22 protein-coding genes are annotated in these 26906 nt (G+C 54.2%); 9 read left to right on the top strand and 13 right to left on the bottom strand.

The genetic code is table 11. The annotated features are described in order from the left end of the window. Window positions 1-95: 95 nt before the first annotated feature. A complete protein-coding gene (locus JFL75_RS12620; protein ID WP_215627040.1) occupies window positions 96-2765 on the bottom strand; it encodes a hypothetical protein in 2670 nt (889 codons plus the stop codon). A gap of 136 nt (window positions 2766-2901) precedes the next feature. Between JFL75_RS12620 and hflX the strand changes: the two genes are divergently transcribed. Continuing rightward, window positions 2902-4176, top strand: a complete 1275-nt coding sequence (gene hflX / locus JFL75_RS12615; RefSeq protein ID WP_215627039.1) for a GTPase HflX — start codon at window positions 2902-2904, stop codon at window positions 4174-4176. A gap of 70 nt (window positions 4177-4246) precedes the next feature. Here the strand turns inward: hflX and JFL75_RS12610 are convergent, their stop codons facing one another. Both JFL75_RS12610 and fusA read right to left on the bottom strand, forming a co-directional pair. After that, complete coding sequence (locus JFL75_RS12610; protein WP_215627038.1) at window positions 4247-4948, bottom strand: hypothetical protein; 702 nt, start codon at window positions 4946-4948, stop codon at window positions 4247-4249. 116 nt (window positions 4949-5064) lie between these two features. Further along, window positions 5065-7158 (bottom strand): elongation factor G, encoded by a 2094-nt coding sequence (gene fusA, locus JFL75_RS12605; protein ID WP_215627037.1) that lies wholly within the window; start codon window positions 7156-7158, stop codon window positions 5065-5067. A gap of 562 nt (window positions 7159-7720) precedes the next feature. Between fusA and JFL75_RS12600 the strand changes: the two genes are divergently transcribed. Then, window positions 7721-7990, top strand: a complete 270-nt coding sequence (locus JFL75_RS12600) for a hypothetical protein (RefSeq protein ID WP_215627036.1) — start codon at window positions 7721-7723, stop codon at window positions 7988-7990. 4 nt (window positions 7991-7994) lie between these two features. On the opposite strand, the gene JFL75_RS12595 is transcribed toward JFL75_RS12600, so the two are convergent. The 7 genes from JFL75_RS12595 to fliS form a co-directional block, all read right to left on the bottom strand. Beyond that, complete coding sequence (locus JFL75_RS12595) at window positions 7995-8495, bottom strand: hypothetical protein (RefSeq protein ID WP_215627035.1); 501 nt, start codon at window positions 8493-8495, stop codon at window positions 7995-7997. Between the two features lie 441 nt (window positions 8496-8936). Continuing rightward, complete coding sequence (locus JFL75_RS12590) at window positions 8937-10391, bottom strand: hypothetical protein (RefSeq protein ID WP_215627034.1); 1455 nt, start codon at window positions 10389-10391, stop codon at window positions 8937-8939. Window positions 10392-10447: 56 nt separating this feature from the next. Further along, a complete protein-coding gene (locus JFL75_RS12585; RefSeq protein ID WP_215627033.1) occupies window positions 10448-11245 on the bottom strand; it encodes an SPOR domain-containing protein in 798 nt (265 codons plus the stop codon). 107 nt (window positions 11246-11352) lie between these two features. Further along, the gene (gene coaE / locus JFL75_RS12580; RefSeq protein WP_215627032.1) at window positions 11353-12003 is read right to left on the bottom strand and encodes a dephospho-CoA kinase; all 651 of its coding nucleotides are present in this window, start codon (window positions 12001-12003) and stop codon (window positions 11353-11355) included. Between the two features lie 15 nt (window positions 12004-12018). Beyond that, window positions 12019-14892, bottom strand: coding sequence for a DNA polymerase I (polA, locus tag JFL75_RS12575; protein WP_215627031.1), 2874 nt, complete (start codon window positions 14890-14892; stop codon window positions 12019-12021). Beyond that, on the bottom strand, window positions 14889-15383 hold the full coding sequence (locus JFL75_RS12570; protein WP_215627030.1) for a flagellar export chaperone FlgN: 495 nt from the start codon (window positions 15381-15383) through the stop codon (window positions 14889-14891). The genes polA and JFL75_RS12570 overlap by 4 nt, the downstream gene beginning before the upstream one ends. A 9-nt stretch (window positions 15384-15392) precedes the next feature. Beyond that, a complete protein-coding gene (fliS, locus tag JFL75_RS12565; protein WP_215627029.1) occupies window positions 15393-15839 on the bottom strand; it encodes a flagellar export chaperone FliS in 447 nt (148 codons plus the stop codon). 331 nt (window positions 15840-16170) lie between these two features. Between fliS and JFL75_RS12560 the strand changes: the two genes are divergently transcribed. The 3 genes from JFL75_RS12560 to JFL75_RS12550 all read left to right on the top strand — a co-directional run bounded on the left by JFL75_RS12560 (window position 16171) and on the right by JFL75_RS12550 (window position 19029). Beyond that, window positions 16171-17421 (top strand): sensor histidine kinase, encoded by a 1251-nt coding sequence (locus tag JFL75_RS12560; RefSeq protein ID WP_215627028.1) that lies wholly within the window; start codon window positions 16171-16173, stop codon window positions 17419-17421. Next, window positions 17422-18228 carry a response regulator gene (locus JFL75_RS12555; RefSeq protein ID WP_215627027.1) on the top strand — a complete coding sequence of 269 codons (807 nt, stop codon included), beginning with the start codon at window positions 17422-17424 and terminating at the stop codon, window positions 18226-18228. It abuts the gene before it with no gap. Between the two features lie 123 nt (window positions 18229-18351). Then, window positions 18352-19029: a hypothetical protein gene (locus JFL75_RS12550; protein WP_215627026.1), complete on the top strand. Its 678-nt coding sequence runs from the start codon at window positions 18352-18354 to the stop codon at window positions 19027-19029. Window positions 19030-19114: 85 nt separating this feature from the next. On the opposite strand, the gene JFL75_RS12545 is transcribed toward JFL75_RS12550, so the two are convergent. Then, on the bottom strand, window positions 19115-20458 hold the full coding sequence (locus JFL75_RS12545; RefSeq protein WP_215627025.1) for a galactokinase: 1344 nt from the start codon (window positions 20456-20458) through the stop codon (window positions 19115-19117). Between the two features lie 184 nt (window positions 20459-20642). Here JFL75_RS12545 and JFL75_RS12540 point away from each other — a divergent pair, with 184 nt between their 5' ends. Genes JFL75_RS12540 through ftsH form a run of 3 tightly spaced genes read left to right on the top strand, consistent with a single transcriptional unit; the run spans window position 20643 to window position 24377 of the window. Further along, a complete protein-coding gene (locus tag JFL75_RS12540) occupies window positions 20643-21467 on the top strand; it encodes a DUF432 domain-containing protein (protein WP_215627024.1) in 825 nt (274 codons plus the stop codon). A gap of 12 nt (window positions 21468-21479) precedes the next feature. Continuing rightward, window positions 21480-22334 (top strand): mechanosensitive ion channel family protein, encoded by an 855-nt coding sequence (locus tag JFL75_RS12535; RefSeq protein WP_215627023.1) that lies wholly within the window; start codon window positions 21480-21482, stop codon window positions 22332-22334. A 27-nt stretch (window positions 22335-22361) separates the two neighbouring features. Then, entirely contained in the window at window positions 22362-24377 is a 2016-nt protein-coding gene (gene ftsH, locus JFL75_RS12530) for an ATP-dependent zinc metalloprotease FtsH (RefSeq protein WP_215627022.1), read from the top strand. Here the strand turns inward: ftsH and JFL75_RS12525 are convergent. After that, entirely contained in the window at window positions 24374-24721 is a 348-nt protein-coding gene (locus JFL75_RS12525; protein ID WP_215627021.1) for a helix-turn-helix domain-containing protein, read from the bottom strand. The two genes, ftsH and JFL75_RS12525, sit on opposite strands and share 4 nt — an antisense overlap. A 139-nt stretch (window positions 24722-24860) precedes the next feature. Next, a complete protein-coding gene (locus tag JFL75_RS12520; RefSeq protein WP_223292644.1) occupies window positions 24861-25817 on the bottom strand; it encodes a M15 family metallopeptidase in 957 nt (318 codons plus the stop codon). Between the two features lie 747 nt (window positions 25818-26564). Between JFL75_RS12520 and JFL75_RS12515 the strand changes: the two genes are divergently transcribed. Next, entirely contained in the window at window positions 26565-26861 is a 297-nt protein-coding gene (locus tag JFL75_RS12515) for a YhbY family RNA-binding protein (protein WP_215627020.1), read from the top strand. The last annotated feature ends 45 nt before the right edge of the window (window positions 26862-26906 follow it).

The following is a 26906-nucleotide window of genomic DNA, read 5'->3' as shown; positions in this document are numbered from 1 at the left end:
TAAACTAAATTTCCCTGTGAACGAATCTCCGCTCCGTAAAAAATCTGCGTTCAGATCCCAGGCTTTTCAGTCTGCAGAGCTCGTCCCGCCGGGACTCATTCATCATCCTTCAGCACAGAATCAACGAGATCCTTAAACTCTGAATCAAGTTTGTTTTCCGTTTCCGGATTGCGGGCGATATTTTCCTCATTTATATAATTTATACCGTTTATTTCTTCGATTATTTCCGTATTGCCCTGAGGCGGATCGGCATCAATATCCTCAAGTTCGGCGGAAGTCTCCGGGGGGTCCGTTTCCGCGTTATCTTCCGCCGGTTCAAGGGGTTCCGGATTTACACTGTCGTCCATCTGGAACGGTGTATGGACATCCGATATCTCAACGCCGCCCTCTACGTCTTCAAGCTCCGCGGTATCGCCGCTGTCCCGGTCATCGGTTTTAAAATCCGAGAGCATCGTATCAAAGGGGGAGAATATTTCCAGGCTGCTGTCTTCCGGAGTATCCTCCTCGGCGGATTCCGGCAGCGGGCTGAATTCTATTTTGCTGGCGAGTTTTGCCAATTCACTCTCGGTCATCCCCTTGGGCGGAGAATCTCCGTCATCTTCCGCAATCGGAGAATCGGCTTCTTCCAAATCCTCCGCCTCTTCCAGGTCCTCCAGCTCGCCGATTTCATCTTCATCCTGGCGCATAATGCTGAGTACCGAGTCGACGTCTTCGTCTACCAGTTCGAGGCCGCTGGTTTCAACGATATACGGGATATCGTCATCACCGAATACCAGCCGTATATTGGAATGCTTCTGCATCTCCGACTGGTTTGCCTCATCAGGTGTCCCTTGTCCGGCATCTTCCGCGGATCCGGCTTCCCGCGCCTCATGGAGTTCTTCCGGTTCGTCCGCGGCGCCGAGCTCCTGGAGTTCTTCAGCGTCTTCCGCCGGCTGAGCCTCATCGGCGTCACCGAGTTCCTCAAGTTCTTCCAGCTCCTCCGGTTCCCCGGCGTCACCGATAGCCTCCAGCTCACCGGGTTCGGCTTCCCGCGCCTCATGGAGTTCTTCCGGTTCGTCCGCATCGCCGAGCTCCTGGAGTTCTTCGGCGTCCTCCGCCGGTTCGGCCTCATCGGCGTCACCGAGTTCCTCAAGTTCTTCCAGCTCCTCCGGTTCCCCGGCGTCGTCAAGGGCCTCCAGCTCGCCGGGTTCGGCTTCCTGCGCCTCATGGAGCTCTTCCGGTTCATCCGCGCCGCCGAGCTCCTGGAGCTCTTCGGCATCCTCCGCCGGTTCGGCGTCACCGAGTTCCTCAAGTTCTTCCAGTTCCTCCGGTTCCCCGGCGTCGTCAAGGGCCTCCAGCTCGCCGGGTTCGGCTTCCCGCGCCTCATCGAGCTCTTCCGGTTCATCCGCGTCGCCGAGCTCCTGGAGCTCTTCGGCATCCTCCGCCGGTTCGGTTTTCTGCGGACCGTCCTTGGATTCCGGTTCCGCCGGCGCGGCGCTTTGGGGCAGCGCGGTTCCGCCTGAGGCCGCCAATACCCGGTTAAGGATGCTTGAAAGTTTTGCCTCGTCAATGTTGGCGGTCAGCTGTGTCCCGCGGCCGGAACCCATAACCGCCAGGAGTTCATCCCAGGATTTATCGATCAGAGAATCAATGTCTTTTTCAGCCTGTTTGCCCGGTTTCGTTTTGAGCCCCCGCTTGAGCTCAGTCCGGACTTCCTCACGCCGCTGTTCGAGTTCGCTGCTCCAGCGGGCCCAGTCCATATCCCCTTTGCGGTCATAATATTCCTCAAAAAGGGTGATCTGCAGCCGTTTAAGCCGGTTCTGGATCACCGTCATGGAGTCCTGGCGGAGATTGAAAATAAGGAAAATTGTGAGGTAAACGGTCAGGAAAAACGAAACCAGAAGAATCACCTTCATGGTAAAGGGGAACTCAAAAAGGGCTTCATTCACCAGGCGGCCGACGTAAAAGCCCTGAGCCGTACGTCCGGAAATCAGCGCGAAGGCGGTATCCGAATCGGCCGCGTCCAGGGGTGTGAGGCTGGTGATGCCCTCGTTCCAGACGGCGGATACCATGGCGGCGAGGGACGTTTTTGCGGTCCGGGGCATACCCAGGATGATCCCCGGCGGAACCGAGAGGACCGAAACGTCCTCTCCGATTTTTATTCTGCCTTCATTAATCAGCTGCTCGGATACGGCGCGGACGGATACCGAAAAGAGGGCCGTGCCCCGGTATACATCAAAGGAATCGTAAAACGGAAGGGAAAAGACAATGCGGTCGCCGGAATCATCCGGGGTGAGCTTCGGATTTCCCTGATCGGGAACCGCCAGGCTTTCATAGGAAAAAGCCTCGGAACTGTCATCGTAGCTCCGGTAAGACACCGACAGTCTGTCCTGGCGGAGTATATCCGCGGGGTTGGTCGAATAATGGATACGCCGCCCGCCGGAATCGACAAAACGGACCCACTGCAGACCGCCGGAAGACTCAAGCAGGGTTCCGTACAGCCGGGACCGCTCAAAGATATCCTCCGCGCTCTGGTTAGGCAGAAAACTCCGCCGCACCGCGTCATCCTGCAGGGTCGCCTCAAAGCGGACCTTGAGGCTCTCCAGGAATTCCTCAATGGCGCTTGTATCTCCCTCAATTTCCCGGGTCAGACCTCTGGTTATGGACGGATTGTAAAACCGGGTTTCCACCAGATCGAAGAAACCGGTGAAAGCCAGTACCGCGAAACCGGCAAAGAGGATAACGGAAATCAGCAAACTCAGAGAAGCTTTTTGGGATACGGTCACCACATAATATCCTGTTAGGTATTCAGTATATTATCGGAATACTATAATATTAAATATAGACACGAGTTGCATTAAAAAACAATTTTTGTTTGCTAAACTTGACTATTTTGGAGAAAAATAACCACAATAAAATTGTATGAAAGAAATGATTGAAAATGAAATAAAACCCCGGCGGGCGTTTCTTATCGGGGTAAGTGACGACTCCATCGATAAACAGGAAGCCGAGTCCCTGGCGAAAGAACTGGCCGGACTTGCGGAAACCCTGGGTGTGGAGATTGCCGGACAGGAAACCGTCCGGATCCGGGAAAAACATCCGAGATACGGAATGGGAACGGGCAAGGCCGAAGAGATAGCCGCGGAATCAGGGGAACTGGATGTGGACTGTCTTATTTTCGACCAGGATCTGACCCCTTCCCAGCAGCGGAACTGGGAAAAATTGTGCGGAATTCCCGTGGTTGACCGCCGGGAAGTGATTATCCAGATTTTCGCCGGAAGAGCCAAAACCCGGGAAGCGGAGCTGCAGGTAGACCTGGCGGAGCTCAAATATTCGCTGCCCCGTCTGAGCCACAAATATATTGATCTTTCCCGGCAGCGGGGCGGCCGGTACGGTACGAAAGGGTCCGGGGAAACCCGGCTCGAAACGGACCGCCGCCTGGTGCAGCAGCGGATACACAAGCTGGAAACCGAACTCAAGGAGGTCCGCAAACACCGGGCTGTCCAGCGGAAGAAACGCGAAAAAATCCCCATTCCCGCCTGCGCCCTGGTGGGGTATACCAACGCCGGCAAATCATCACTGCTTAACGCCATGACCAGCGCCGGTGTTTTTGTGGAAGATAAGCTATTCGCCACCCTGGACCCGACCACCCGGCGGCTGGAAATTGGCAGCGGCAGGCCCGTGCTCCTGACGGATACCGTTGGGTTTATCCGGCGGCTGCCCCACGACCTGGTGGACGCCTTCCGGTCAACCCTGGAGGAGGTCTCCCTGGCTTCTATACTGGTCCATGTGCTGGATGCTTCCGACCCGGATCTGGACCGGTATTATGAAACCACCATGGCCGTACTCCGGGACCTGAACGCCGGTGAGACTCCCATGATTGTCGCCCTTAATAAAACCGACCGGGTGGAATCCCGGGATGATCTCGAAGGGCTGGCGAAACGGTACCCCGGGAGTGTCATGATTTCCGCCAAAAACCGCACCGGACTGGATGAACTGGCCCTCCGTATGGATGAGCTGCTTTCCAGAGCCGTCGACTGCTTCCGTTTTCCCGCGGACCGCTACGACCTTCCCGCGCTGATCCACCGCTCGGGTACGGTTTTCTCGGAAAAGTATGAAGAAAATTATATTGAAGTTACGGCCAGGGTGGATGAGACTGTCCGGGAAAAGCTCAGGGAATATATTGTAACACCCTGACTTGGTACCGGGATTCCGATAAAAAAAGCCGTTCCGGACAGCGGAACGGCTTTTTTATGCAACCCGGCTTTTAGTTTTCCAGGATAAGCAGGGTTTTGGGGTCGAGTTTAAGGGCCATGGATTCGGGGTTGTAGGTTCCCCGGTCTTTTGTTGCCCTGAATTCAATATGGTCCTGTTTGGGTTCCAGAACAATAACCACATCAATGAGGTCCATATAATCCACGAGAACCGAAGGAATATTCCGTTTGTCGTACATATTGTCACCCTTAACGGTGCAGCTGTACCATACGGAAATGTTGAGTTCCTTGGCGAATTCTTTGACCGCGGACAGCCGTTCATGGGTGGTGCGGGAAAAATCAAAGCCGTCGATAATCAGGGCGTCAGCTTTGAAGCCGCCGTCGATAATCAGGGCCTTGAGGCTCCGGAGTATTAAGTCGCTGGTGATCCCATCCTGGTTGAAATTCATGAGAACCCGGTTCTTGATGAGCTCATTTTTGACATCCTGAACGTTTTCGAGGTTCTTCTTTTTCGTAAATTCTTCGAAAATATCCTCATACCAGGCCAGAACATAGTCGGTATGCTGGGTAAAGGATACGTGGATTATTTTTTTATTCTGCAACAATTTATCCAGGGCAATCTGGACCAAAACCGAAGTTTTTCCGATTCCGCTCTGGGAGGCGATAACCCCGATTTCTCCCTCTTTGAGTCCCCCGTGGATGGATTTCTCAAACACCCGCACGGGACTGCGCTGAACAAGTTCCTGTTTAACCATGATCTCTCCTTGATTCTGATCATACCGCCGGAACAATATCCGTGATACTGTTCCGGCGTACGGCTTGCGGGCCGCACATGCTGCCATTCTCCGCAGAAATTAACCGGAAACCGGTGTTACTTCTGCTGTTCCTTCCTGCGTTTTTCCTCATATTCCTTAATAAGGGTATCGGAAATGCTGGACGGAACTTTTCCGTACTTCTCAAATTCCATGGTAAACTCTGCTTTACCCTGGGTCAAGGATCGAAGTACCGTGGAGTAGCCGAACATTTCACTCAGGGGAACTTCAGCTTCAACTCTGGAGAAGCTGCCATCCTCGGTGGACGAAGAGATTATACCGCGGCGCTGGTTAATGGAAGCGAAAATATTTCCCTGGAATTCCGTCGGGCCTTCCACTGAAACCTTCATGATGGGCTCCAGAATAGCGGGTTTTGCCTTGTTATAGGCTTCCCGGAAACCGCCGATGGCGGCCATCTGGAACGCGATATCGGAGGAGTCGACCGGATGGTACTGCCCGTCGCTGATTACCATGCGGACATTGACAATGGGGAATCCGATAAGGCTGCCCCGTTTCATGGCTTCCTTGAATCCCTTGTCACAGCTGGGGATGTATTCGTTGGGAATGACACCGCCCTTGATGTTGTTCACAAATTCGTAGTCTCCGGAATCCATGGGTTCCATGTAGCCGGCCACACGGCCGTACTGCCCGGAACCGCCGGTCTGCTTTTTGTGGGTATAGTTGAATTCCGCGCGCTGGGTGATAGCTTCCCGGTACGCGACCTGGGGCATGCCGGTATCGACCTCGCATTTGTATTCCCGGCGCATCCGTTCGATGTACACTTCCAGGTGGAGCTCGCCCATTCCCTTGATGATGGTCTGGTTTGATTCGGGATCCACATAGGTCTGGAAAGTCGGGTCTTCCTTGGTAAAGCGGTTGAGGGCCTTGGCCATCTGATCCGCGGATTTTTTGTCCTTCGGGGTGATAGCCAGAGAAATAACCGGTTCGGGCACAAACATTGAGGACATGGCGTAGTTAACGCCGCCGCCGCAGAAGGTATCCCCGGAAGCGCAGTCAATGCCGAAGAGGGCAACAATGTCCCCGGGGGCACCCTCGGTGATATCCTCCATGCTGTTGGAGTGCATCCGGACGAGGCGGCCGACTTTGAATTTTTTCCGGGCCCGGGTGTTGTACAGTTCATCACCTTTTTTCAGGGATCCCTGGTAGATCCGGACATAGGTTAGCTGGCCGTACTGGCCGTCCTCAAGCTTGAAGCCCAGAGCCACCGTGGGGAGTTTGTCATTGGGTTTGAGGATGACTTTTTCCTCATTGTTGTCCAGGTCAAGGGCGTAGTTTTCCACTTCCGTAGGATCGGGGAGGTAGCTGGTAACCCCATCCAGAAGGGTCTGGATACCCTTGTTTTTATAAGCCGAACCCATCATGACCGGCACAAACTGCTCTGCAAGGGTTCCCTTCCTGATTGCCTTATGGATAAGTTCTTCGGGGATTGCCTCGCCGCCTAAAAACAGTTCCGCCAGTTCATCGGAGAACATGGAAATAGCGTCGAGCATTTCTTCCCGGTATTTTTCAGCATCCGCTTTGAGGTGGGCGGGAATCTCCGCCATCCGGATATCCGTACCCTCTCCGCCGTCGAAATAGACCGCTTTCATGGTGATGAGATCCACCACGCCTTCGAGTTTGTCCTCCAGTCCTATGGGGATCTGGATCATAACCGCGGGCAGGCCCAGTTTTTCCCGGAGCTGCATACGGACTTTGAAGGGATTCGCGCCGGTGCGGTCGCACTTGTTGATAAAGGCGATCCGGGGAACGTGGTAGCGTTTAAGCTGACGGTCAACGGTAATCGACTGTGACTGTACGCCGCCGACCGCGCAGAGAACCAATATGGCTCCGTCCAGCACCCGCAGGGACCGCTCGACTTCAATAGTAAAGTCAACGTGGCCGGGGGTGTCGATGAGATTTATGGTATATTCTTTCCAATTTACCTGGGTCGCGGCGGACTGAATCGTAATTCCCCGTTCCCGTTCGAGTTCCATGTGGTCCATGGTGGCACCGACACCGTCTTTGCCCCTGACTTCGTGGATAGCGTGAATTTTGTTGCTGAAGAACAGGATACGTTCGGAAAGGGTAGTTTTTCCCGAGTCAATGTGCGCACTGATACCAATGTTCCGCATCTTAGTAATATCGATGCCCATCTTGTCTTTTACCTCTCGTTATAGTTTTGGCTGCCCGCCTCATCCCGGCAGGGGTTTTGTCACCGTTTTCGTAATTATGGAAATCGGATACCTACAAAACCAGTGTGTTTTCCGGCCGGAGCCGTCAACCGCGGCATTCAGTTTTTTATGGTTAAAAATTGAAAAATAGGCTAACAGACATCCGTAATTGCTGTAATATAGTAAATTTTTCAACAAGTTTCAAGGGGGGAGTATAGGGTCTTTCAAGCAGGAAAGCGCCCGTGTATAGCGGGACCGCGGGGCCTGTCACAGAGAAAGGGTGATGGCTCCGTGTCGGCCTGCGGCCTCGAAAGTCGCTCATCACCCTTTTTCTGTGACACCCGCGTTGCCATTACGACTGGGCGCTTTCCTGCTTAACCGGCTCTATGCTGCCCGGTCAGGGGGCGGCGTGAGGGAAGGCCATCGCTGTGTCGGCCTGCGGCCTCGAAAACCGTTCTGTCCAGGGACCCGGCGTTACCGTTACGGGCCGGGTGCTTTCCGGCTTAACCGGCTCTATGCTGCCCGGTCAGAGGGGGCTGGGTGTGTGAAGGGCATTGCTGTGTTGGCCTGCGGCCTCGAAAACCGTTTTATACGAGAAACCCGGCGTTGCCATTACGGCCGGGCGCTTTCCGGTTCAACCGGCGCTATGCTGCCCGGTCAGGAGGGCAATGTGAAAAAATTCATACTGCTAGGAGAAGTGATGGAATTATCTTCTTATTTCTTTGACAGCTGTTTTTTTGATTTGGTACAAATCTGTTACTTTTCGATATATATTGCTTGCCAAAAGTATTATCACCCTTGGCAAGCAGGCTGATTCCTTAATTGGCCGTATCCGTACCTTCCACTCTTATTGTTATTGGATCACCCATGAACGTGTGATCATGACCAAAGAGTTCATGGTTTGTATAATACACCAAATAATCATCTTTAAAAGAAGCTGTCCCTGTCCAACTTCCATCAAGATCGTCACCCCAGCCACTAAAGTATCGTAACTCCAGTTTGCTCTTATCTGGAAGAATATTTTTATTTACCCGATTGCCATCGCTAAAAAACGCTTGCCAGTTACTGTTCGATCCTACGGTTGTTGAGGTTTCGGTTAGTGATAATGACTCAAGTAAATGGGCAGTAATAGGGACCTCTGTCCATTCTCCTGATGACAGAGAAATTATAATCTTGTTAGAGGCATCACCTCTACTCATAGTATAAGTTAATTCGCCGCCGCATATTTTACAGACATTACTATCTACAGAACAATTCGTTATTAAAAAAGTAATTACAACTGTAAAGAAGGAAATCATAATTTTTCTTAAGTGTTTCAAAATAAACTCCTTTGTTCACAAAAAATCATTTTTAGAGATTAAATTATTGGCCTCACTTTAATCTGTATTTCTCTATATATCTTTCTAAAAAAATACATATAAAAGTATATCACAATATTCAAAGTAAACTTTATGAAAAATTGTTTTCTGACAAAAAAACTATAATTTCGTTTATCCTATATTAACGTTGTGACCAGCATTCTTATTATGGCTCGGGTGCTTTCCGGCTTAACCGGCCCTGTGCTGCCCGGTCAGAGGTATGTGTTTGAAGGGACTGCGGAGACTCCGCTGTATAACGGGAATTATTAACCGGTTATCCGCTTCCCGGGGCAGAGCTGCGGACAGGTTCTGTTCCGGCTCTTTACGGCTCCTTGGTGGCAGGAGGGTGGGAAGAGGGCAGGAGGCAGGTGCGGCAGCCGTCCGGGAGACAAATAAGCGATATCATGGTGCGGAGCCGGATATACCGGTTTTCCGGATCTGCCACGAAAAACCAAGGTTCCAATCCTCCAGTTTCTCCTCTATGTCCAATGATATCCGGAACCGTCCGGAAGGCCTCACCGCGGCCGCGGATAAGGATAGATCCCATATATTCCTTTTATCTCTTTCCGCGGTGCAGCCCAGTTTAGCTTTTACGGTTATGAACCCGATTTTATAGGTTGCTTCCCCGCTGCCGCCCACCGAATACGGAGAACCCTGCCCGGATGGTACCGGATACGGCTGCGGATGCGCGTCGTAGGGAGATTTCCATTTTACCGAAGCGCTCAAGCCTGTCCCAAGGGGCCCGATCTGGGTATGTACCGATACCACGGCGGAATCCTCCGCTGCGGCGGAACTGCCGTCCCGTTTCAGTGTTACGGTACACTTCTGGGGCCAGACCGGCATTGGATTTACTGCCCGGGGGAAATAAACCGAAAAATTCGTTGTGCTTTTATTGAATTTTTCGTCCCAGGCGGAAGCCCTCACCGCAGTGGTTATTTTGTAGAGACTTCCCCGTACTCCGCGGTATTCCGCGGCGCCTCCGAAACGCAGGCCTTCCCCGGGGATTTTTCCGTCCCTGCCGACGTACCGGCCCTCTGAAACATCCGCTCCGAGGGATACCCGCCAGGGTTTGTTTCCCGCCGTAATCCCGAGGTTTCCGTATGTCCCGCTTCCGTAGGCATAGGTCTCCGAATAAGCCCAGTCCGCGGCAAAACTGAAAAAAGGAGACGAAAAAGCGATGGATCCGGCGCCGAGGCGGAAATCCCGTTCCGGCAGGGGCGGTGCCGCGGAGAACCAGGTTGAGCTTTTGCGGGCCGCCAGGGTCTGTTCCGTGTAAAAACCCTCCAGACGGAGCCGGTTTTGTTTTTTGAAGGTGAACTCCGCTCCGCCGCCGAAATCAGGCAGTTTCGGGCTGTCCGCCAGGGCCGAGAGGAAGATCCGTACCGGACCGAACTGCGGACTTCCGAGGTAGAGGTAGGCAGCCGGTTCCCTGGTGGAGACTGTTTCCGTTTTAAGATCCCCGCCCATGGGAGCGTGCCGTTCCGCCAGGGGAAGGCTCCGTATCCAGGGACTGCGTATACGGGCCGGAAGGCCCCATTCATCAATTGTTCCGTATAAAATCCGGGAATTGGTAGCTTTATGGTAAATTCCGCCGGAAAATCCCGTGATACTGTTTCCTGTATCCTCCAGGAACATGGCGGGCCGCCGGTCCAGCACCTGGAAGCGCGCCGACAGGCCGTAAAATGGTGTAATCAGCCTGAGATCGCCCCGGTTGTCGAGTTTTCCCTGCTGCTCCCAGGACCCGGAAAAAAACAGGTCCCCGCGGAAACCCGCTTTTTTCTCCTCTCCCCGCAGGAAAACGGGCAGGAAGAGGAAAAATAAAGCAACACGGATGAATAAAAAAAATCCATGGTTCATGCCCTATGAAGGGATTCACCATGGATTCTGCATATATAATAAAGCGGATTATCCGCTCAGCGCCTCGACTGGGTAGTGCGGATCTGGCTGCCCTCAAAACCGTCTATGGACTTGATCAGGGAAAGCCAGTAATTGGCCTCGTTCTCGGAAGTGTACGGACCGACCCTCACCCGGTAATAGGTTGTGCTGTCCACATCCCGGACGTCGATTACCGATTTTATGCCCTTTGCCGTAAGGGTATCCTTTACAGCTTCAGCCCGGGGTTTCGTTGAAAACGCGCCGGTCTGGACCCAGTAATCGGTATACTCCCTGGTTGGGACAGCCGCCGGTTTTGGCTGCGCCGCGGGAGCCGCCGCGGGCCTGGCCGGAGCCGGTGCGGCTGCCACGGTCTGGGGCTGCCGGGGCGGCTGAACGGTTCTGGCGGGCGGCGGAGCGTCCGGTACGGCTACCGTAGCCGGTTTGGGAACATCGATCACCACCCTGCCGGAGGAATCCACGGCGGAGGTTATCCGCTCCGCGGCAGCTGCCGGCAGAGTTCCGCTTTCACCATAAATGTAAAAGGTGCTGTCCTGTATGGAAGTCGATGTGCCGGGGGGCGTCTGCAGCCGCTGGGTATCGTCGGGATTTCTGAGCATATCCGACGCGTCCACCGAACCCGGACGGACCGGTTCTCCGGTAATACCGGAATCAGGCTGCGTGCCCGGAACTCCAATGGTGGTATGCGGCTGGTTATCCCCTGCCATTGCCATGGCCGGACCTGTCTTTGGTGATACCACTAAGATAGACGCGCCGATTACGATGACGAGAAACACCCCTACTGAAACTGCCACAAGCAGTAATTTTTTCTTTTCCATGACTACCGTACCGTCCCCTCCCGGGAAAGAATTTCATCCGGGGCCTGCGCAGAAGCCGGAAACTTTTGCACAAGCGACCTTACATACAACGAAAGAAAAATGGTAATTCATTTTTCTTTGGAAGGTTCCTGCAGAACGCAACCCGCCTTTGCAAGAATCTCATCTATCCGGTTTTCCAAACGCCGCCTGTACAGACGGGAACAGATACCGAAATATCCTTTGTTGTCTACAATACGAATATCGGCGTTTTGGGATAAATATTGAGAAATGAATTCTTTTTGGCTTTTGAATCTTTTTATCAGCTGCCGGAAGGGCAGTTTGTCCCGTTTCCGGGCCCGGAGAAACCGGGTGATCAGGGGCGCCCGGACTATAATGATGAAATCAAGCCTGCCGAAAGACGTTGAACGGTGGAGCAGTGCCGCGTTGATTACCTTGATTTTTCCGGATCCGTTTTCGATCCACTCTTCGGTGAGCCGGTTCGCCGCGGGATGGATAATGCCTTCCAGGAAAGCCAGTTCATCGGGTTTGCCGAAGACCAGTTCTCCCAGGGTTTTGCGGTTTACGGTGCCGTCGCTGTTTAGGACAGTATCGCCGAAATGCCGGACAATGGGCTCTTTTTCGAGTTCCGTGGCCGCGTGGCCGAGTTTATCCACATCCAGGACCTCCAGGCCCCGTTCTTCGAGGATTGAAGCGACGTAGTTTTTTCCCGCGCAGTACAGTCCGGTAAGCCCAATAAGGGGCAGGGGGGCCTTTTCCATGGTTCCGCGGCAATCCTAGTGGAAATCGCCCCAGCGTTTGCCCGTTTCGACGCTTACCCGGAGGGGAACCGACAGTTTTACCGCGTTTTCCATTTCCTTTTTAACGAGCTCCGCCGCTTCCGCCGCGTGGTCCTTGGGGCATTCCAGGATAAGCTCGTCGTGAACCTGAAGCAGCAGCCGGGCGGGGCTTTTGCCGGCGGTGATGGCTTTGTCCAGCCGGATCATGGCGGTTTTGACAATATCCGCGGCCGAACCCTGGATCGGGGCGTTGACCGCGACCCGTTCCGCCGCGGCTTTTTCGGTTTTGTTCCGGGAATTGATGGCCGCGATATACCGTCTCCGGCCGAAGATGGTCGACGCGTACCCGGTTTTTTCCGTCTGGGCTACCAGATCGTCGATGTACCGCCGGATTCCGGAATAGGTCTTGAAATAGGCTTCTATGAAGGATTGGGCGTCGGTCCGGCTGATTCCCAGTTCATTGGACAGCCGAAAGGCGCTCATACCGTACATGACTCCGAAGTTGATGGTCTTGGCGATGCGCCGCTGGTCCGGCCGGACATCCTTTTCGGGGATGCCGAAGATGAGCGCCGCGGTCCGGGCGTGGACGTCGGTGCCGTCCCTGAATGCGGAGCAGAGGCCTTCGTCCCCGGAAAGATGGGCCAGCACCACCAGTTCGATCTGGCTGTAGTCCGCGGAAATGAGGACCTGTCCGGGTTCGGCGATAAACGCCTGGCGGATCCGCCGGCCTTCTTCGTCCCGGATGGGAATATTCTGAAGGTTGGGATCCCGGCTGGAAAGCCGGCCCGTGGCGGTGCCGGTCTGCACGAAATTCGTGTGGAGCCGTCCGTCTTTCCCTGCCAGGTCCGCCAGAGTATCCACGTAGGTGGATTTAAGTTTCGCCAGGGTCCGGTGGCGGAGGATAAGCGCCGGCACCGGGTCTTCCCGGGCCAATTCCTCCAGAACCCCCACATCGGTGGAATATCCTGTCTTGGTCTTCTTGCCCGGTTTGAGTTTCCGTTCAACAAAGAGGACTTCCTGGAGCTGCTTCGGGGAACCGAGGTTGAATTCATGGCCCACCATGCGGTAGGTTTCGGCCTGGATCTGTTCCAGTTCCTCCCCCAGGGTTACGCCGTATTCCCGGAGGACCTTGGGTTCGATTTTTATTCCCAAACCTTCCATTTCCGCCAGAATCGGCAGCAGGGGCATTTCCAGATTTTTAAACAAGTCCGTGGCTTCGGACTTTTCCAGCTGCTTTTCCAGGTGGAGCTTCATCCTGAAGGTCAGGTCCGCGTCCTCCCCGGAGTAGCGGCAGGCGGTTTCCAGGGATACCGCGTCAAAGGTGCTTCCCTTGGGAACGATGGAATTATATGAAATAGCCGTATACCCGAGGTAGGATGCCGCCAGGGAATCCAGGGAATAGTTGTTCCGTTCGGGGTCGGCGAGCCAGGCGGCCACCATGGTGTCCCAGATAACGCATTTCCACCGGGGAATTCCCCATCCCCGGGAAACTTTATAGTCGTATTTGGCGTTGTGGGCCGCCACGGTCATCTTCGGATCCGCCAGCAGGGGCTCGAAGAGCTTCCGGACGGCGTCGGGATCGAGGAATTCGCTGCCTTCGCCGTGGGATGCCACGGGGATGTAATAGGCTTTTTTCGGTTCCAGGGCCATGGAAATGCCGATGGGCTTGGAATTCCAGGCGTCCAGGGAGTCGGTTTCAAAATCAAAGGCCATAAATCCCTGTTTTTTAGCGGTTTTCAGCAGGGATTCGAGTTCCTTGATGGCAAGAACGGTGGTATAGGCCCCGTCTCCGGTTAAAGCGGGATCCACCGGGACCAGGTCGCGTACGGGCGTTCCGCCTGACACCGGGGAACCGCCCGCCGCCGGGCCGGAAGAGGCTGACGCGGCGCTTTCCGGGGCCGCGGAAACAGTCTTCGGGTCCAGGGCAAAGGCGCTCTGGCGTATGCCCTCCCGGAGCAGCACCGCCGCTCCCGCGGACCTGTCTATATTTTCTATGGAAAGATCATCCAATGTTTTGAGGGGCAGGGGGACCTCGCATTCGAGGCTTATGAGGGTTTTCGCGAAATAGGCGCTTTCCTTGCCGTCGGCGAGCTTTTTCCCGACGGCCCCTTCTATTCCCGCTATGTTTTTGTATATCTCGTCGAGGCTGCCGTAGCGGGTCATGAGTTTGACCGCGGTCTTTTCGCCCACGCCTTTTACGCCGGGGACATTGTCCGAGGTGTCGCCGATAAGGGACAGCAGGTCCAGGACTTTTTCCGGGGTGACCCCCCATTCGGCTTTAACTTCCGCGGGGCCCACCAGTTCATAGGGAATGCCCGTGCCCGACGCGTTGACGCTGGAGTAATCCTTGGTGGATTTCAGGGGCCGGAGCTCATAAGTTCCGTTTCCCACGAGCTGGAGCAGGTCCTTGTCCGAGGACAGAATATAGCACTGCCGGCCTTCGGCCTGGCATTTCCGCGCCAGGGTGGCGATTATATCGTCCGCCTCGTATCCGTCGGCCTGAAGCACCGGAATCCCCAGGGCCCGGAGGGTTTCATCCACCAGGGGCACCTGTTCGTGGAGATCCTCGGGGGCTTTCTGGCGGTTGGCCTTGTATTCGGGGTACTGTTTGTGCCGGAAGGTGGGCCCCCGGGAATCGAAGACCGCCGCCAGCAGGGCCGGTTTCTGGGCCCGGTCCAGGAGTTTTCCCTGGGCGTCCGCCGCGGGGGCTCCGTCGTTGAGCAGTCCCGTTACGGTCCGGGCAAAGCCGAAAAGAGCTGATACGTTCTTACCTTTGGAATTCCTCAGGGGGCGGGAAAGGAAGGCGAAGTATGACCGGTAAATCAGCCCGTAGGCATCAATGAGGTAGAGAGGCGCCTTTGCTGGTTTCATCCTTTAATATCTATGAGTGACGCTGAATCCGATCCGCCGTACACGGGACGGCGGGCTGCGTAGGGATTGCCCCGGAGGGCCTTGATTTCGGAACGGATCTCCGCCATCCGTTTGGACAGGAGTTCCCTGTTCCGTTCGGAACGGACCACCGCTTCTTCCTTGAGTTCCTCCAAAGCGGCTTTGAGGTTGGGTACCTCGGATTCCCGATCGGGATAGCTCGCCCGGTACATATCCTCCAGAGGATCAATTACCTTCTGGATGGAGAAGATATCGGCGACGATTTTTTCTTCCAGCTCGACATGGGCAATCAGATCTTCCGCTTTGCCCTCTTCGATGACGTCCTTCTGTTTATCCAGGACTTCCAGGTATTCCCGGAACCGGTCCCGCTGCTGGATGAGCAGTTCCCGGAAGCGTTTTACTATAGCGACCCGGCGGACCAGTTCCTCCGGGGATATTTCCTGTTTTGTTTTTTCCTGAAGCGCTGCGGCCATGGCAATCTCCTATCCGGCAATATTGATGCCGCCCGAAGGCCGGGCAACGTTTTCGGCGGAGGTTTTCGCCACCACTTCGTTCCAGGCGCCCCGGAGCTGGTCCATCATGTTGCGCACATTCAGTACCCGCTGGGCATCCTGGGCGATATTGCCTTCCAGAAGTTCCTGGTTGAACCAGGTGTACAGTGAAAAGAGGTTCCGGGAAATGTCGCCGCCCTGGTCAAAATCCAGGGAAACCATCAGTTCGGTGATTATTTCCTGTGTTTTTAAAATAGCCTTGCTTATCTGTTCGATCCTGCCGGGATCTTTTTTACCGGAACTGTTCAGCCTGAGCAGTTCCGCCGCGTGGTCCAGCTGCCGGATAGCCTCATCGTAAAGCAGGATGATCAGCTGGCCCTGGCTTGCGGTTTTGATGCGGGTTTCTTTATACGCTGATAATGCGTTTGAATGTGCCAAAATGGTCCCCTCCATATACCCCTTGGAATAATAACGATACTGCCCGCCGCGCTAAGGGTGTATTTAAAATAAGGCAGCCCATCTTTATGGTTATCGGCATAGGAAATTAAATCTTAAGTCATTTTTTGGGTTTTTTCCAGTAGAGGGGGAAGCGCAGCGCCGGTTAGCTACAATTAACTCAATGCCGCATTTTGTTGTTATACATTTGTTATACACAATGGAATATTATAAAATTTCTATTGTTCATGCCGCCATTAGTTTTAACCGGTTCCCGTGAAGGAGTGGAGGTGCGCCGCTGACACAAGCCATATACACCGCAGTGAATATCACCATGGAAATTTTCTGCATCCTGGCCCTCTGTATATTAATCCTTTCCATCACCGGTAAAAAACGGAAAACCCTGCAGGACCATTTGTTTCTTCTGGTGCTTATCCTTTCTTTGATTTCAGTAACAAGCGACGCTGTTTCCTGGGGATTAGACCTGAAACCCGGAGCGCGGTGGATTACGGTACCGGCAAATTTTCTGGCTCAGATTTCGGGCTTGTTAACGTACATGTTTTTCGCGTTATATATTGTTGTCGCCGCGTCCCTTAAGGCAAATATTAAAACAAACATAACGCTGATCCTCTGCCTGCTGAGCGCCGCAGGTATTTTTCTGGCGGTGATGAACCTTTTTAACGGAATGTTTTATACTATTGATGAAAATAACCGGTTCCATTGGGGCCGCTGGTATTTTGTTTTTCACATGGTTTACTTCATCCAGCAGACTCTGGTGGTGCTGCAGATTCTGAGGCTGAGAGGAATACTGGAAAAACGGGATCTCTGGGCGTACCTTTCCTTCGGAATCCTCCCCGCCCTGGCGGTTATTGCTCAAATCACATTCCAGGATCTTATGCTGACCTATCCCGCGGGCATGCTGTCCCTGCTCCTGATTTTCGTTAATGTCCAGCAGGAGCAGGAAAAACGGCTTCACCAGAAGGAACTGGAACTGGCCAACGGCAGAACCGCCATTATGCTTTCCCAGATCCGGCCCCATTTCCTCTACAATACCCTCAACGCCATAAGCGCCCTTTGTGTCACCGACCCGGCCGAGGCCCGGCGGACGGTTCTGGATTTTTCCGGCTACCTCCGGGCCAATCTCAATGCTCTTTCCTACAGCAAACCGGTTCCCTTTGAGGAAGAGCTGAACCATGTCCGGGTCTACCTTTCCCTGGAGAAGAAACGTTTCGGTGACCGCCTCAAGGTGGAATACGACATCCCAACGGCGGATTTCTCGGTTCCTCCGCTCTCCCTGCAGCCCCTGGCGGAAAACGCGGTCATCCATGGTATAACTCCCAGACCCTCCGGCGGTACCGTACATATACAGACAGGGAAAACCGGAACGGCGTTTTTTATCGTTGTTACCGATGACGGGGTGGGATTTGACTCCGGCCAGCCGCTTGGAGAAAGTACAACCCATATCGGCATAGACAATGTCCGCCAGCGCCTGGCCGCCATGTGCGGCGGCACCCTCGATGTGCGGAGCGGACCGGGCCAGGGCACCACCGCGGTGATACACATCCCAAAGGAATGGACATACTGAATGCATATCATTGCCGTTGATGATGAACAGCTATCCCTGGCCGCTCTGACCGACGCCATCCTCGAAGCGGCGCCGGACTGTTCCCTTATCAGTTTCAGTAACCCCCTGGAGGCCGTCGCCCACGCGAAGGCGGAAAAAGTGGATGCCGCTTTTCTGGATATCCAGATGGCGGTGATGGACGGCATGGTTTTGGCCAGGAAACTGCAGAAGATACATCCCAGGATCAACATCGTTTTTGTCACCGGCCATTTGGAGTATACCCTGGATGCCTTCGGAATCCGGGCCAGCGGATACGTGTTCAAACCCGTTTCCGCCGGCGCGGTAAAGAAGGAACTGGAGGACCTCCGGTATACACCGGACCCAATCCGGAAAAAAATGGTCCGTATCCAGACCTTCGGGAATTTCGATATCTTTGTCGACAATAACCCCGTGATCTTCCACCGGAGAAAGGCAAAGGAACTGCTGGCCTATCTGGTGGACCGCCGGGGCGGGACGGTAACGAAAAAAGAACTGGCCACGGTACTCTGGGAGGAAACCGAATATAACCGCAGCACCCAAACCCACCTGCAGATCCTGATCTCGGAAATGCTCCGGGCCCTCAAAGAAGCCGGCGCGGGTTCCATCATCCGGAGAAGCCATAACAGCCTGTCGGTCATCCCGGAAAAGATAGACTGCGATTATTACCGTTTTATGCGGGGCGACTGGAACGCCATAGAAGAATACCAGGAAGAGTATATGGCCAACTACAGCTGGGCCGAGATGACCGCGGGAACCCTGAGCGCGCAGAAAAAACGGTACCGCAGGTAGTTCATTTAATTTTAATCTCCGAAATTACACTTAAATTTTTTCAATTGTCATATCTGTTATACAGCTGTTATACACCATGGCGTATAGTTCATCAGAAAAATTAATTCTCAAAGGAGCTATATTATGAAGAGATTTTTGGTGGTGCTGCTTGTCTTCTCACTGTTTATCTGGGGATGTGACAGTTCCGGCGGAGATGAAGCAGTGCTGTATATGCCCTCAAATGGTCTGGACATCGGAACAAACGGCCTGTTCAAAGCAATGGCTGAGTTTCCCGCGCTGACGGATTTTTACGGGAAAACCGTGAAAAGGGTTTCCGTCCAATTGAGTGCGGAAACGGAGACCTATACCTATGACTTAACCGGTTTTACAGAAACAACCACCGGTAATTACACAAAAGACAGCGACTCCAATGTCACATGGTATACCTACAAAGATAGCGGCGAAACAACTGCGGGATGGCGTGACAACACCGTAACAACCGCGTCGGCCACCAGCCTGCAGGACGCGCTCGCAAAATATCCATCCTTTAATACCGGCAATTTTGAAAATATGGTTACAGAGGTAACATTCACTTTCCAATTTGACAAAGACAGCTTGGGGTACAATCCTTTACCGGCGGAGTTCACGGCTTATGCGGCAAAGTTAACGAATTTTACGGCGCAAGGCGAGAAGTATTATCAGTATGAAACAGACGATATACAATATACTCTTGTCGCATATGGCTGGGCTGACAATGATCTTTATATAGACATAATAGTGCGGTACCGGGGCGGCGACGGCGAGTGGTCTGTTGCCAATTAATCATTTAAAGAAGGCTGTATAATTTGAAAAAAGCCGGGTTTCTGCCCGGCTTTTTTAATTTGAAGAATTTGGGATTCTTTCGGCGTTATCCAAAAGTAAGCTCTTCCGCGCCCACCGGCCGTATCCTGAGCTCCGTCACCGATCCCGTTCCAAAAACGTTCTCCAGTTCCGCCCTGTAGTCATTGAGGCGTTCCAGGGGAATATAGGCCTGGATTGTCCCGGCGAAGCCGCCGCCATGCACCCGGCACGCTCCCGGATGGGGGCTGCCCGGCGCGGCGCCGCTGTCCAGAAAATTCCGGGTCAGGGCCAGGGCCAGGGAAATTCCCTGTTCCCCGGGGTTTTTCGGGGAATACACGTTCTGGAGCAGTTCCCAGGATGAATTCCCGGATTCGTTCACCAGGCTGAGGTACGTTTCCAGGGCCTGGTGTTTTTCCGCGTTCCCGGCGGCATTGTCGATCGTTTCCAGCGCCCGTTCCATGGCGTCAACCCGGTTATTTTCATTGAAGAAATGAATTGCCCGGAGCACCGCCCGGTCCCCGGCGGCCTTCCGCAGTTCCGGGATCCGGGACAGCACCTCTTCCGGGCTGACCTCCCGGAGCACGGATTTGCCGAAGAACCCGGCCACGGCTTTCATTTCCGTGGGGACCGCCGCGTAATCCGGGGTCAGGTCGGCATGGCTCCCCTTGGTGTCAACCACACACAGGGCGTACCCCGCGGCGCCGAGGTCGAAATTGATCCGGCGGACCTTGGGATCTAATGGATCGGCGAAATCAATGGCCACCGCGCCCCCGGAGGCGCAGGCGACCTGGTCCATGAGTCCCGAAGGTTTGCCGAAGTAGTTATTTTCAGCCTTCTGTCCGATCTGGGCGATCTCCAGGGCGCTCCGCTTTCCGCCGCCGTAAAGGCTGTCGAAAATCCGGCCCAGGAGAACCTCCACCGCCGCGGAGGACGACAGCCCGGATCCGGTCAGCACCGTGGAGTCTGCGTTGGCGGTGAACCCCCGGACGCCGGTTCCCCGGGCGGCGAATTCCGCGGCGATACCCCGGACCAGGGCTTCGGTGGTATTGATTTCCGCTTCCCGTTTGGAAAGGTCCGTAAGGTCCACCACCACATCGGGATATCCGGTGGACCGGAAAATCACGGTTTTATCCTCCCGGGGCGCCGCCACGGCGACAGAATCCAGCTGGATGGACGCTGCCAGAACCTTGCCCCGGTTGTGATCCGTATGGTTTCCCCCGAGTTCCGTGCGGCCTGCGGCGGTAAAAATCCGGATATCCTTTCCCGCGCCGGGAAACCCGCTGGCCATACCCTCAAGAAGGGCGCGGTACCGCCCGCGGGCGGCTTCCGTTCCTTCCTTTCCATAAAGCTTTTCAAAGAGGCTCCCCGCTTCCGGGGAATCAAGCCGATTGATTAATTCCGTTACTGTCATTCATTTTTTCCTTTTTTTCTCTTCCCGCATCCATTATAACCTAATAGAGGGGAGATATTTTCAATAGTAATATACATCCGGTATCCGGCGGAATTATTGTAAATCCTCCGAATGCCCGCGTAAAGAAGTATTGTAGAAAATTCTTTGATTGACCAGTGGGCGCCGGTATTTAAAAAGGAACAGTATGTGGAATCATTTTGAACCCCGGGAAGGCCAATGGTACCGATGGAGTCTCAACGGAGCCTTCGCGTACATCCAGAAAAAAGATGAAGAGTGGCGGGCGGGTTTTATTCGGACCGGGTACGCCGAAATGACCGCCGATTTCCGCGGACCCGAAGAAGCCGATCCCCCGGATGATATGGAAACCGTTTTTTCCATCGGAAAGGGAAAGCGGATAGCCCTGCGCCCATATTTAAGCGATAAGCCCTATCTCGTATCGGTCCAGAACAGCATACGGCTCCTCCCCGGCGCGGAAACCCGGTTCGATGTTACCCTTCCGCCGGTGGTGCGGTTCGAGATAACCAAGGATGAAACCCTGGCGGAAGCCATGCCCCTGCGGCTTTCCGAAACCTGGTTCGGGGATACCATGTCCGGAACTCTCTGCGTGTCCCTGCCGACCAGTCTGGTGCCCCGGGTCCGGAATACCCCCGCCGGCGGGGAACCGGAAAACAGTGAGGCCGAGCAGGATCCGGAATCGATCCTGTTTTCCGATGCTCTGTCCCTGATCCATTGTGAGATGGTGGTGCGGAATATTTCCAAAGTGCCCATGGATCTCGACCACCTTGCCATTTACACGGATATACTCAACGTCTATGAATACAAGGACCACCTGATCAGCGATACAGTTGTCATGGACGGTCTCTCCGGGGGTGAACTCAAAATGTTCGTCCGTACCCGGAGCCACCCTGCCTACAAAAAAATCACCTCCGGGACACGGGGCGGTGTCGGGGAAGTTCTCATCCACCGGGGGGTGGATTTCCTCAAAACCTTAACCGCCATCCAGCACTGAGACGAGGTATCAATGGACACAACAGCCATAACCAATGCGTTCACCAAGGTTTTCCGCAACCGTGATCCCCTGGATCTGCTCGACCAGGTCGTGACCACGGTAATTACGGTCTTTGTCATTATCATAATCTTTAACCTGATCCAGCTTTTTCTGGGGAAACTCCTGAAAGGCCATGTCAGCGACCAGCGGACATTCATCGTAAAAAAAGTTATCAAGTACCTCGGCCTGGTCATGGCCCTGCTTTTTATTTTCAACAGTATGGGCATCGATACCTCCGCAATCCTGGGCGCGGCGGGAATCGCGGGAATTGCCATTGGTTTCGCCGCCCAAACCTCCGTATCGAGCCTGATTTCCGGCCTGTTCCTGCTGTCGGAAAAACCCTTCCAGGTGGGGGACGCCATCACCGTGGAGGATGTTACCGGGGTGGTGCTTTCGGTGGATTTGCTGTCGGTCAAGCTGCGGACCTACGACAATACCTTTGTGCGGATTCCCAATGAGACCATCATCAAATCCAACGTGGTTACCGTGACCCGGTTCCCCATCCGCCGGCTTGATCTCAAACTCAGTGTCGCATATAAAGAGGATCTGGAGCGGGTACAGGCCGTTCTGACCGAACTGGCGGTCAAAAACATCTACTGTCTGGACAATCCGGAACCGTTTTTCGGCATAGACAGCTTTGATAGTTCGGGTATCACCCTGCTGTTCTGTATCTGGTTTGAAAAAAACAACTACTGGCAGCTTAAAAATTCAATCATGATTGATATAAAGAAACGGTTTGACGCAGAAAACATCGAAATACCCTACCAAAAGATCGATATTTCCGTAAAAAACGGGACGGAAACAGGGGCAAATAACCGGATTATCTGATATGCTTAAGAAAACCAGGAGTTATGAATGAGTGATTCCAGACCCGACGGCGACCAGCCCCGGGATAAGAAAAAAAATAAAAATTCCGGCCCCCAGTTTCCCTTCGGGGGCCCTCCTCAGGAAAATCCCAAGAATCATCCCTTCGGCGGATGGAAATTCTCAATTATATACATACTAATCCTGGTAATCGGGATGAGCCTGTTTAACTACGTATTTCTCAACAAGGTTAATCCTACGATTGATTTTTCGGAATTTAAGGCCAAGATCAGCTCCGGCGAAATCAAGCGGGTGGAGTTGTCGGATACGTATTTTACCGGATATACCTCGGAAAAGCCCGAGCCGCCTCCAACGGCGTCCATTCCCCTGACGGTCCGGTCCAGCAGTTCGGAAGAAGCCTTCCGGACGGTTCCCCTGAATGATCCGGATCTCATAAAGCTCATGGACGAAAAGGGCGTCTCCTACTACGCGGTTTCCCGGGAAGGCAGCACCGTGCTGAACATTATCTTCAGCTGGGTTCTGCCTATCGCGTTTTTCTTTTTTATCTGGCGGTTCCTCCTCCGGCGCCTGGGTAACATGGGCAACAACGTACTTGCCGCGGGACAGAACCGGGCGGTCATCGTGGCCGAAGGGGATATCAAAACGCGGTTCCGGGATGTGGCCGGGGTGGACGAGGCCAAGGAAGAGCTCGTCGAAGTGGTTGATTTTCTTAAAAACCCGAAAAAATACACCGATATCGGCGGTAAGATTCCCAAGGGCGTCCTTCTGGTAGGTCCGCCGGGAACGGGTAAGACCCTCCTTGCCCGGGCGGTCGCCGGGGAGGCGGGGGTTTCCTTCTTCCGCATGAGCGGCGCGGATTTTGTTGAAATGTTTGTTGGAGTCGGGGCGGCCCGGGTCCGGGATCTGTTCAAGCAGGCCCGGGAAAAGGCGCCCTGCATTATTTTTATCGACGAGCTCGACGCCATCGGAAAGAGCCGGATCAACAATATCGCCGGGGGCAACGATGAGCGGGAACAGACCCTCAACCAGCTTCTCGTGGAAATGGACGGCTTCGACGCCACCAGCGGGCTCATTATCCTGGCGGCCACCAACCGTCCGGACGTACTCGACCCGGCGCTGCTCCGGCCCGGCCGCTTTGACCGGCAGGTTCTGGTGGACCGCCCGGACCTGAACGGCAGGGAGGCTATTCTCCGTATCCACTCCACCGCGGTAAAGCTGTCTCCCGACGTGGATCTCGCCGCGGTCGCCCGGGGAACTCCGGGGTTTGTGGGGGCGGACCTGGCGAATATCGTAAACGAAGCCGCCCTCCTGGCGGTCCGCGCGGGCCGTAAAGTCGTGCATCAGAAGGATTTTGAGGAAGCCATTGAAAAAACCGTGGCGGGCCTCCAGAAGAAGAACCGCATCATTTCCGATGATGAGCGGCGTATTGTGGCCTTCCATGAAACAGGCCACGCCGTGGTGGCCGCCTTTACCCCGGGGTCCGACCCGGTGCAGAAAATATCGATCATTCCCCGGGGCTTCGGGGCCCTGGGTTATACCCTGCAGATGCCCGTGGAGGACCGGTACCTCATGACCGAGGATGAACTCCTGGGCAAAATAAACGTTCTCCTGGGGGGCCGCGCCGCGGAAGACCTGGTTTTCGGGAAAATCTCCACCGGCGCTTCCAACGACCTGACCAAGGCTACGGACATTGCCCGCAAGATGATTACCGATTACGGTATGAGCAGCCGCTTTAAAAACGTTGCCCTGACCCAGCGCGGTGCGGGCATGATGGGCGGCCAAAGCCAGGAACCCATGTTCCACCGGGAGTATTCCGAAGCGACCCAGCAGTATATTGATGAGGAAATCGCCCACATGGTTGAAACCCAGTACGGCATCGTAAAGGAGCTTCTCGGACAGAAGCAGGATCTTCTGGAAAAAATCGCGGTTCTGCTCCTGGAAAAAGAAACTATTGATGAAAAGGAATTCAAAGCCCTGACGGGAACCGGACAGAACGCGGTTGCCGGGGGAACGGTTCCCGCGGCGGCCGGGGAAGTTCCCGGTTAATCCGGCTCGTTCTCGTCGTCGTCCAGATGGTATTGGTTCTTCAGTTCACCGACGGCTTTGAGGAATGATTCGGATATGTCGTCAATATAGCTGGAGATCAGTTCCGCGTTATCCTTGCTGATTTTATACGCAGGGAGGAAAAACTGATACGGTTCCGCCTTGAGGGCGTTGGCAAGTTTGGCTATGGTGTCCGGCGAAACCCATTTTTTGCCGTTTTCAATATCATTAATGAAGTTGTGCGCCAGTCCGACTTCATTGGCGAGGCTCAGCTGGGAAAATCCCTGTTTTGCCCTGAGGCGTTTCATGTTCATGCTGAATAATTTACGTACATCCACCCCGGTCATGTTGTTCTCCCACGGTTGCCGTAAATTCTCCTCCCTATTGTGGTTTTCAACAAATAGCCATTAATACTGTCATGTGTAGCTATTGGATTGGTGTTATTATTAAATTACTCTAATATATAAAATAAGTCTAGCGGTGCCGTTACCGGTGTTTTTCCATTTCTATGCCGCTGAGGATGAGCAGCTCCGGCCGGTACTCAAAATGCATGGTGTCAAAAAAGACCCACTTTCCGCCCCAGATAAAACCATAGGCTTCAAAGGCCTTGATAACCGCCTCCGGCGGGTGAAATCGCCGGTTGTAAGGAATGGCCCACCATTCGGGGGTGTGTTCCGCCGCCCAAAGCCAGTAGGTTTCCCGTCCCCGGAGATTCCGGGGAAGCAGGTCGATGGCGATGCCGTATGCGTGGAGGCTCCGGCTCTGGGTATCCGCGATACCCCGCCAGTTCCAGCCGGTAAGGGTACTCAGTTCATCCACCCATTGGCGGACTTCGGGATCGGTTTTCGCTTCCTCGAGGATCCGTTCCTCCACCAGGGACAGTTCGGTTAAAATGTAGTAGTGCACCAGGACATTGTGGCCGAGAAACCGTATGGTCTTTACCCGTTCATAGGCTTCGTTCCGGTCGTGGGCCCGCCACAGGGCATCGTAAAAATGCTGGGACCGCCGGGATGGGCGGGCGCTCCTCCGGTCTGCCGCCGCCGCGAACCGTTCAGCCTCCTCCGCGGAGGGTTCTTTCCAGGGGGGGAGGTCCGCGATGTAGTTGTAAAACGGCTGGGGATCGAACTCCAGAGCCCGGCTGCGCATATCCTCCGGAAGCAGGCGGCCTTCTGCGTAATAATACCATTGTCCCCGCAGAGGGACCGCCCAGTCGCCGTCCCGGGATTCCGCGGGCCCCAAAATATCGGGATACGCCGCGGCCAGGGCTTTCATCACCTGTTCCCCACGGCTGGGGGTAATTTCCTGTTCCGGTACTGTCCGGCCTTCACCGTATTCCGGCACCTGGCCCGGCTCGCTGCGGACCGTACTGAAGGATTCCTGGTCTTTGGATGGGTTTTCGGTGCCCGTACTGCCGCACGCGGCAATATACAGAATAGCTGACATTAAAATTCCGGCCTGTGCTGCTATTTTAAGAATTGTCCTCAACAAAATGATACCAACCTGGGTAGATATGGGGTTTAAAAGCCTCTTCCGCAGTAACGGCGGGAAGGTTCAATTGTTTTCTCTACAATAAAAGCATAGCACAGGGCTAAAGATAGGGCAAATGGCAGGGACGGCAGGGTATCTGAAATATTACAATTTACTTAGCACAGAAGCATGGTGACAACAGGGCCGAGGGTCCTGTCACAGAGTATGGGGTATGGCTCCGTGTCGGCCTTCGGCCTCGAAAGTCGCTCATACCCCATACTCTGTGACACCCTGCGTTACCTATTTTGCACCATGCTTCTGTGCCGGTGCTGTGTTTATTCAGGTACACTGCCATGGACAGGGGGCTGGGTATGAGGGGACGCTTCGGGAATAGTGCGGAATCGATAGTGGAGGTGCTGCCGTATCACGAGCCCCTTTCCAAGGTCGGGGCAGCCGGGATATGCCAAACTGCCGGGAAAGCACAGCAGCATGTACCGTACCGGTAACGCGGGGTGCCAAGGTAAATGGGGATTTGAGCGACTTTCGAGGCCGAGGGCCGCTGAGGAGCCAAATCCCCATTTACCTCGGCAGGACCCCCGGACCCGTAATCTCATGCTGCTGTGTTTTCACACACGGTATGTGTACCCTGGCTGTCCCGGTACATGCCATTTGTCATTTTTGTAAAAATTGTATACCCTGAGCATGTATAATTGAGGAGTATCTATGCTTTCCAGTAAACAGCGGAGTTATCTGTCAAAACTCGCTTCTTCACTGAACCCTACGGTTATGGTAGGCAAGGAGGGAAATTCCCCCGGAGTCGCCGCCGCCCTGGCTGAGGATTTCAAGCACCGGGAATTGGTAAAACTCCGTTTTGTGGCTTTCAAAGAGGACCGTATGGATACGGCCAGGAATCTGGCTGAGAAATCCGGCGCCGAACTGGTGCGGGTTATCGGGAATGTGGCGGTATTTTACCGGCGGGCTGATGATCCCGAAGAGCGGAGAATACAGCTTCCGGTATAATTCTCTGCACGGCACGGCCAAACTGTGGTATACTCAACCGGGTGC

The sequence above is a fragment of the Breznakiella homolactica genome (assembly GCF_016616095.2).
GTDB classification, from domain to species: Bacteria; Spirochaetota; Spirochaetia; order Treponematales; family Breznakiellaceae; genus Breznakiella; species Breznakiella homolactica.
The sequence above is the reverse complement of the archived record's forward strand: the minus strand, read 5'-3'. Positions and strand labels throughout refer to the sequence as shown.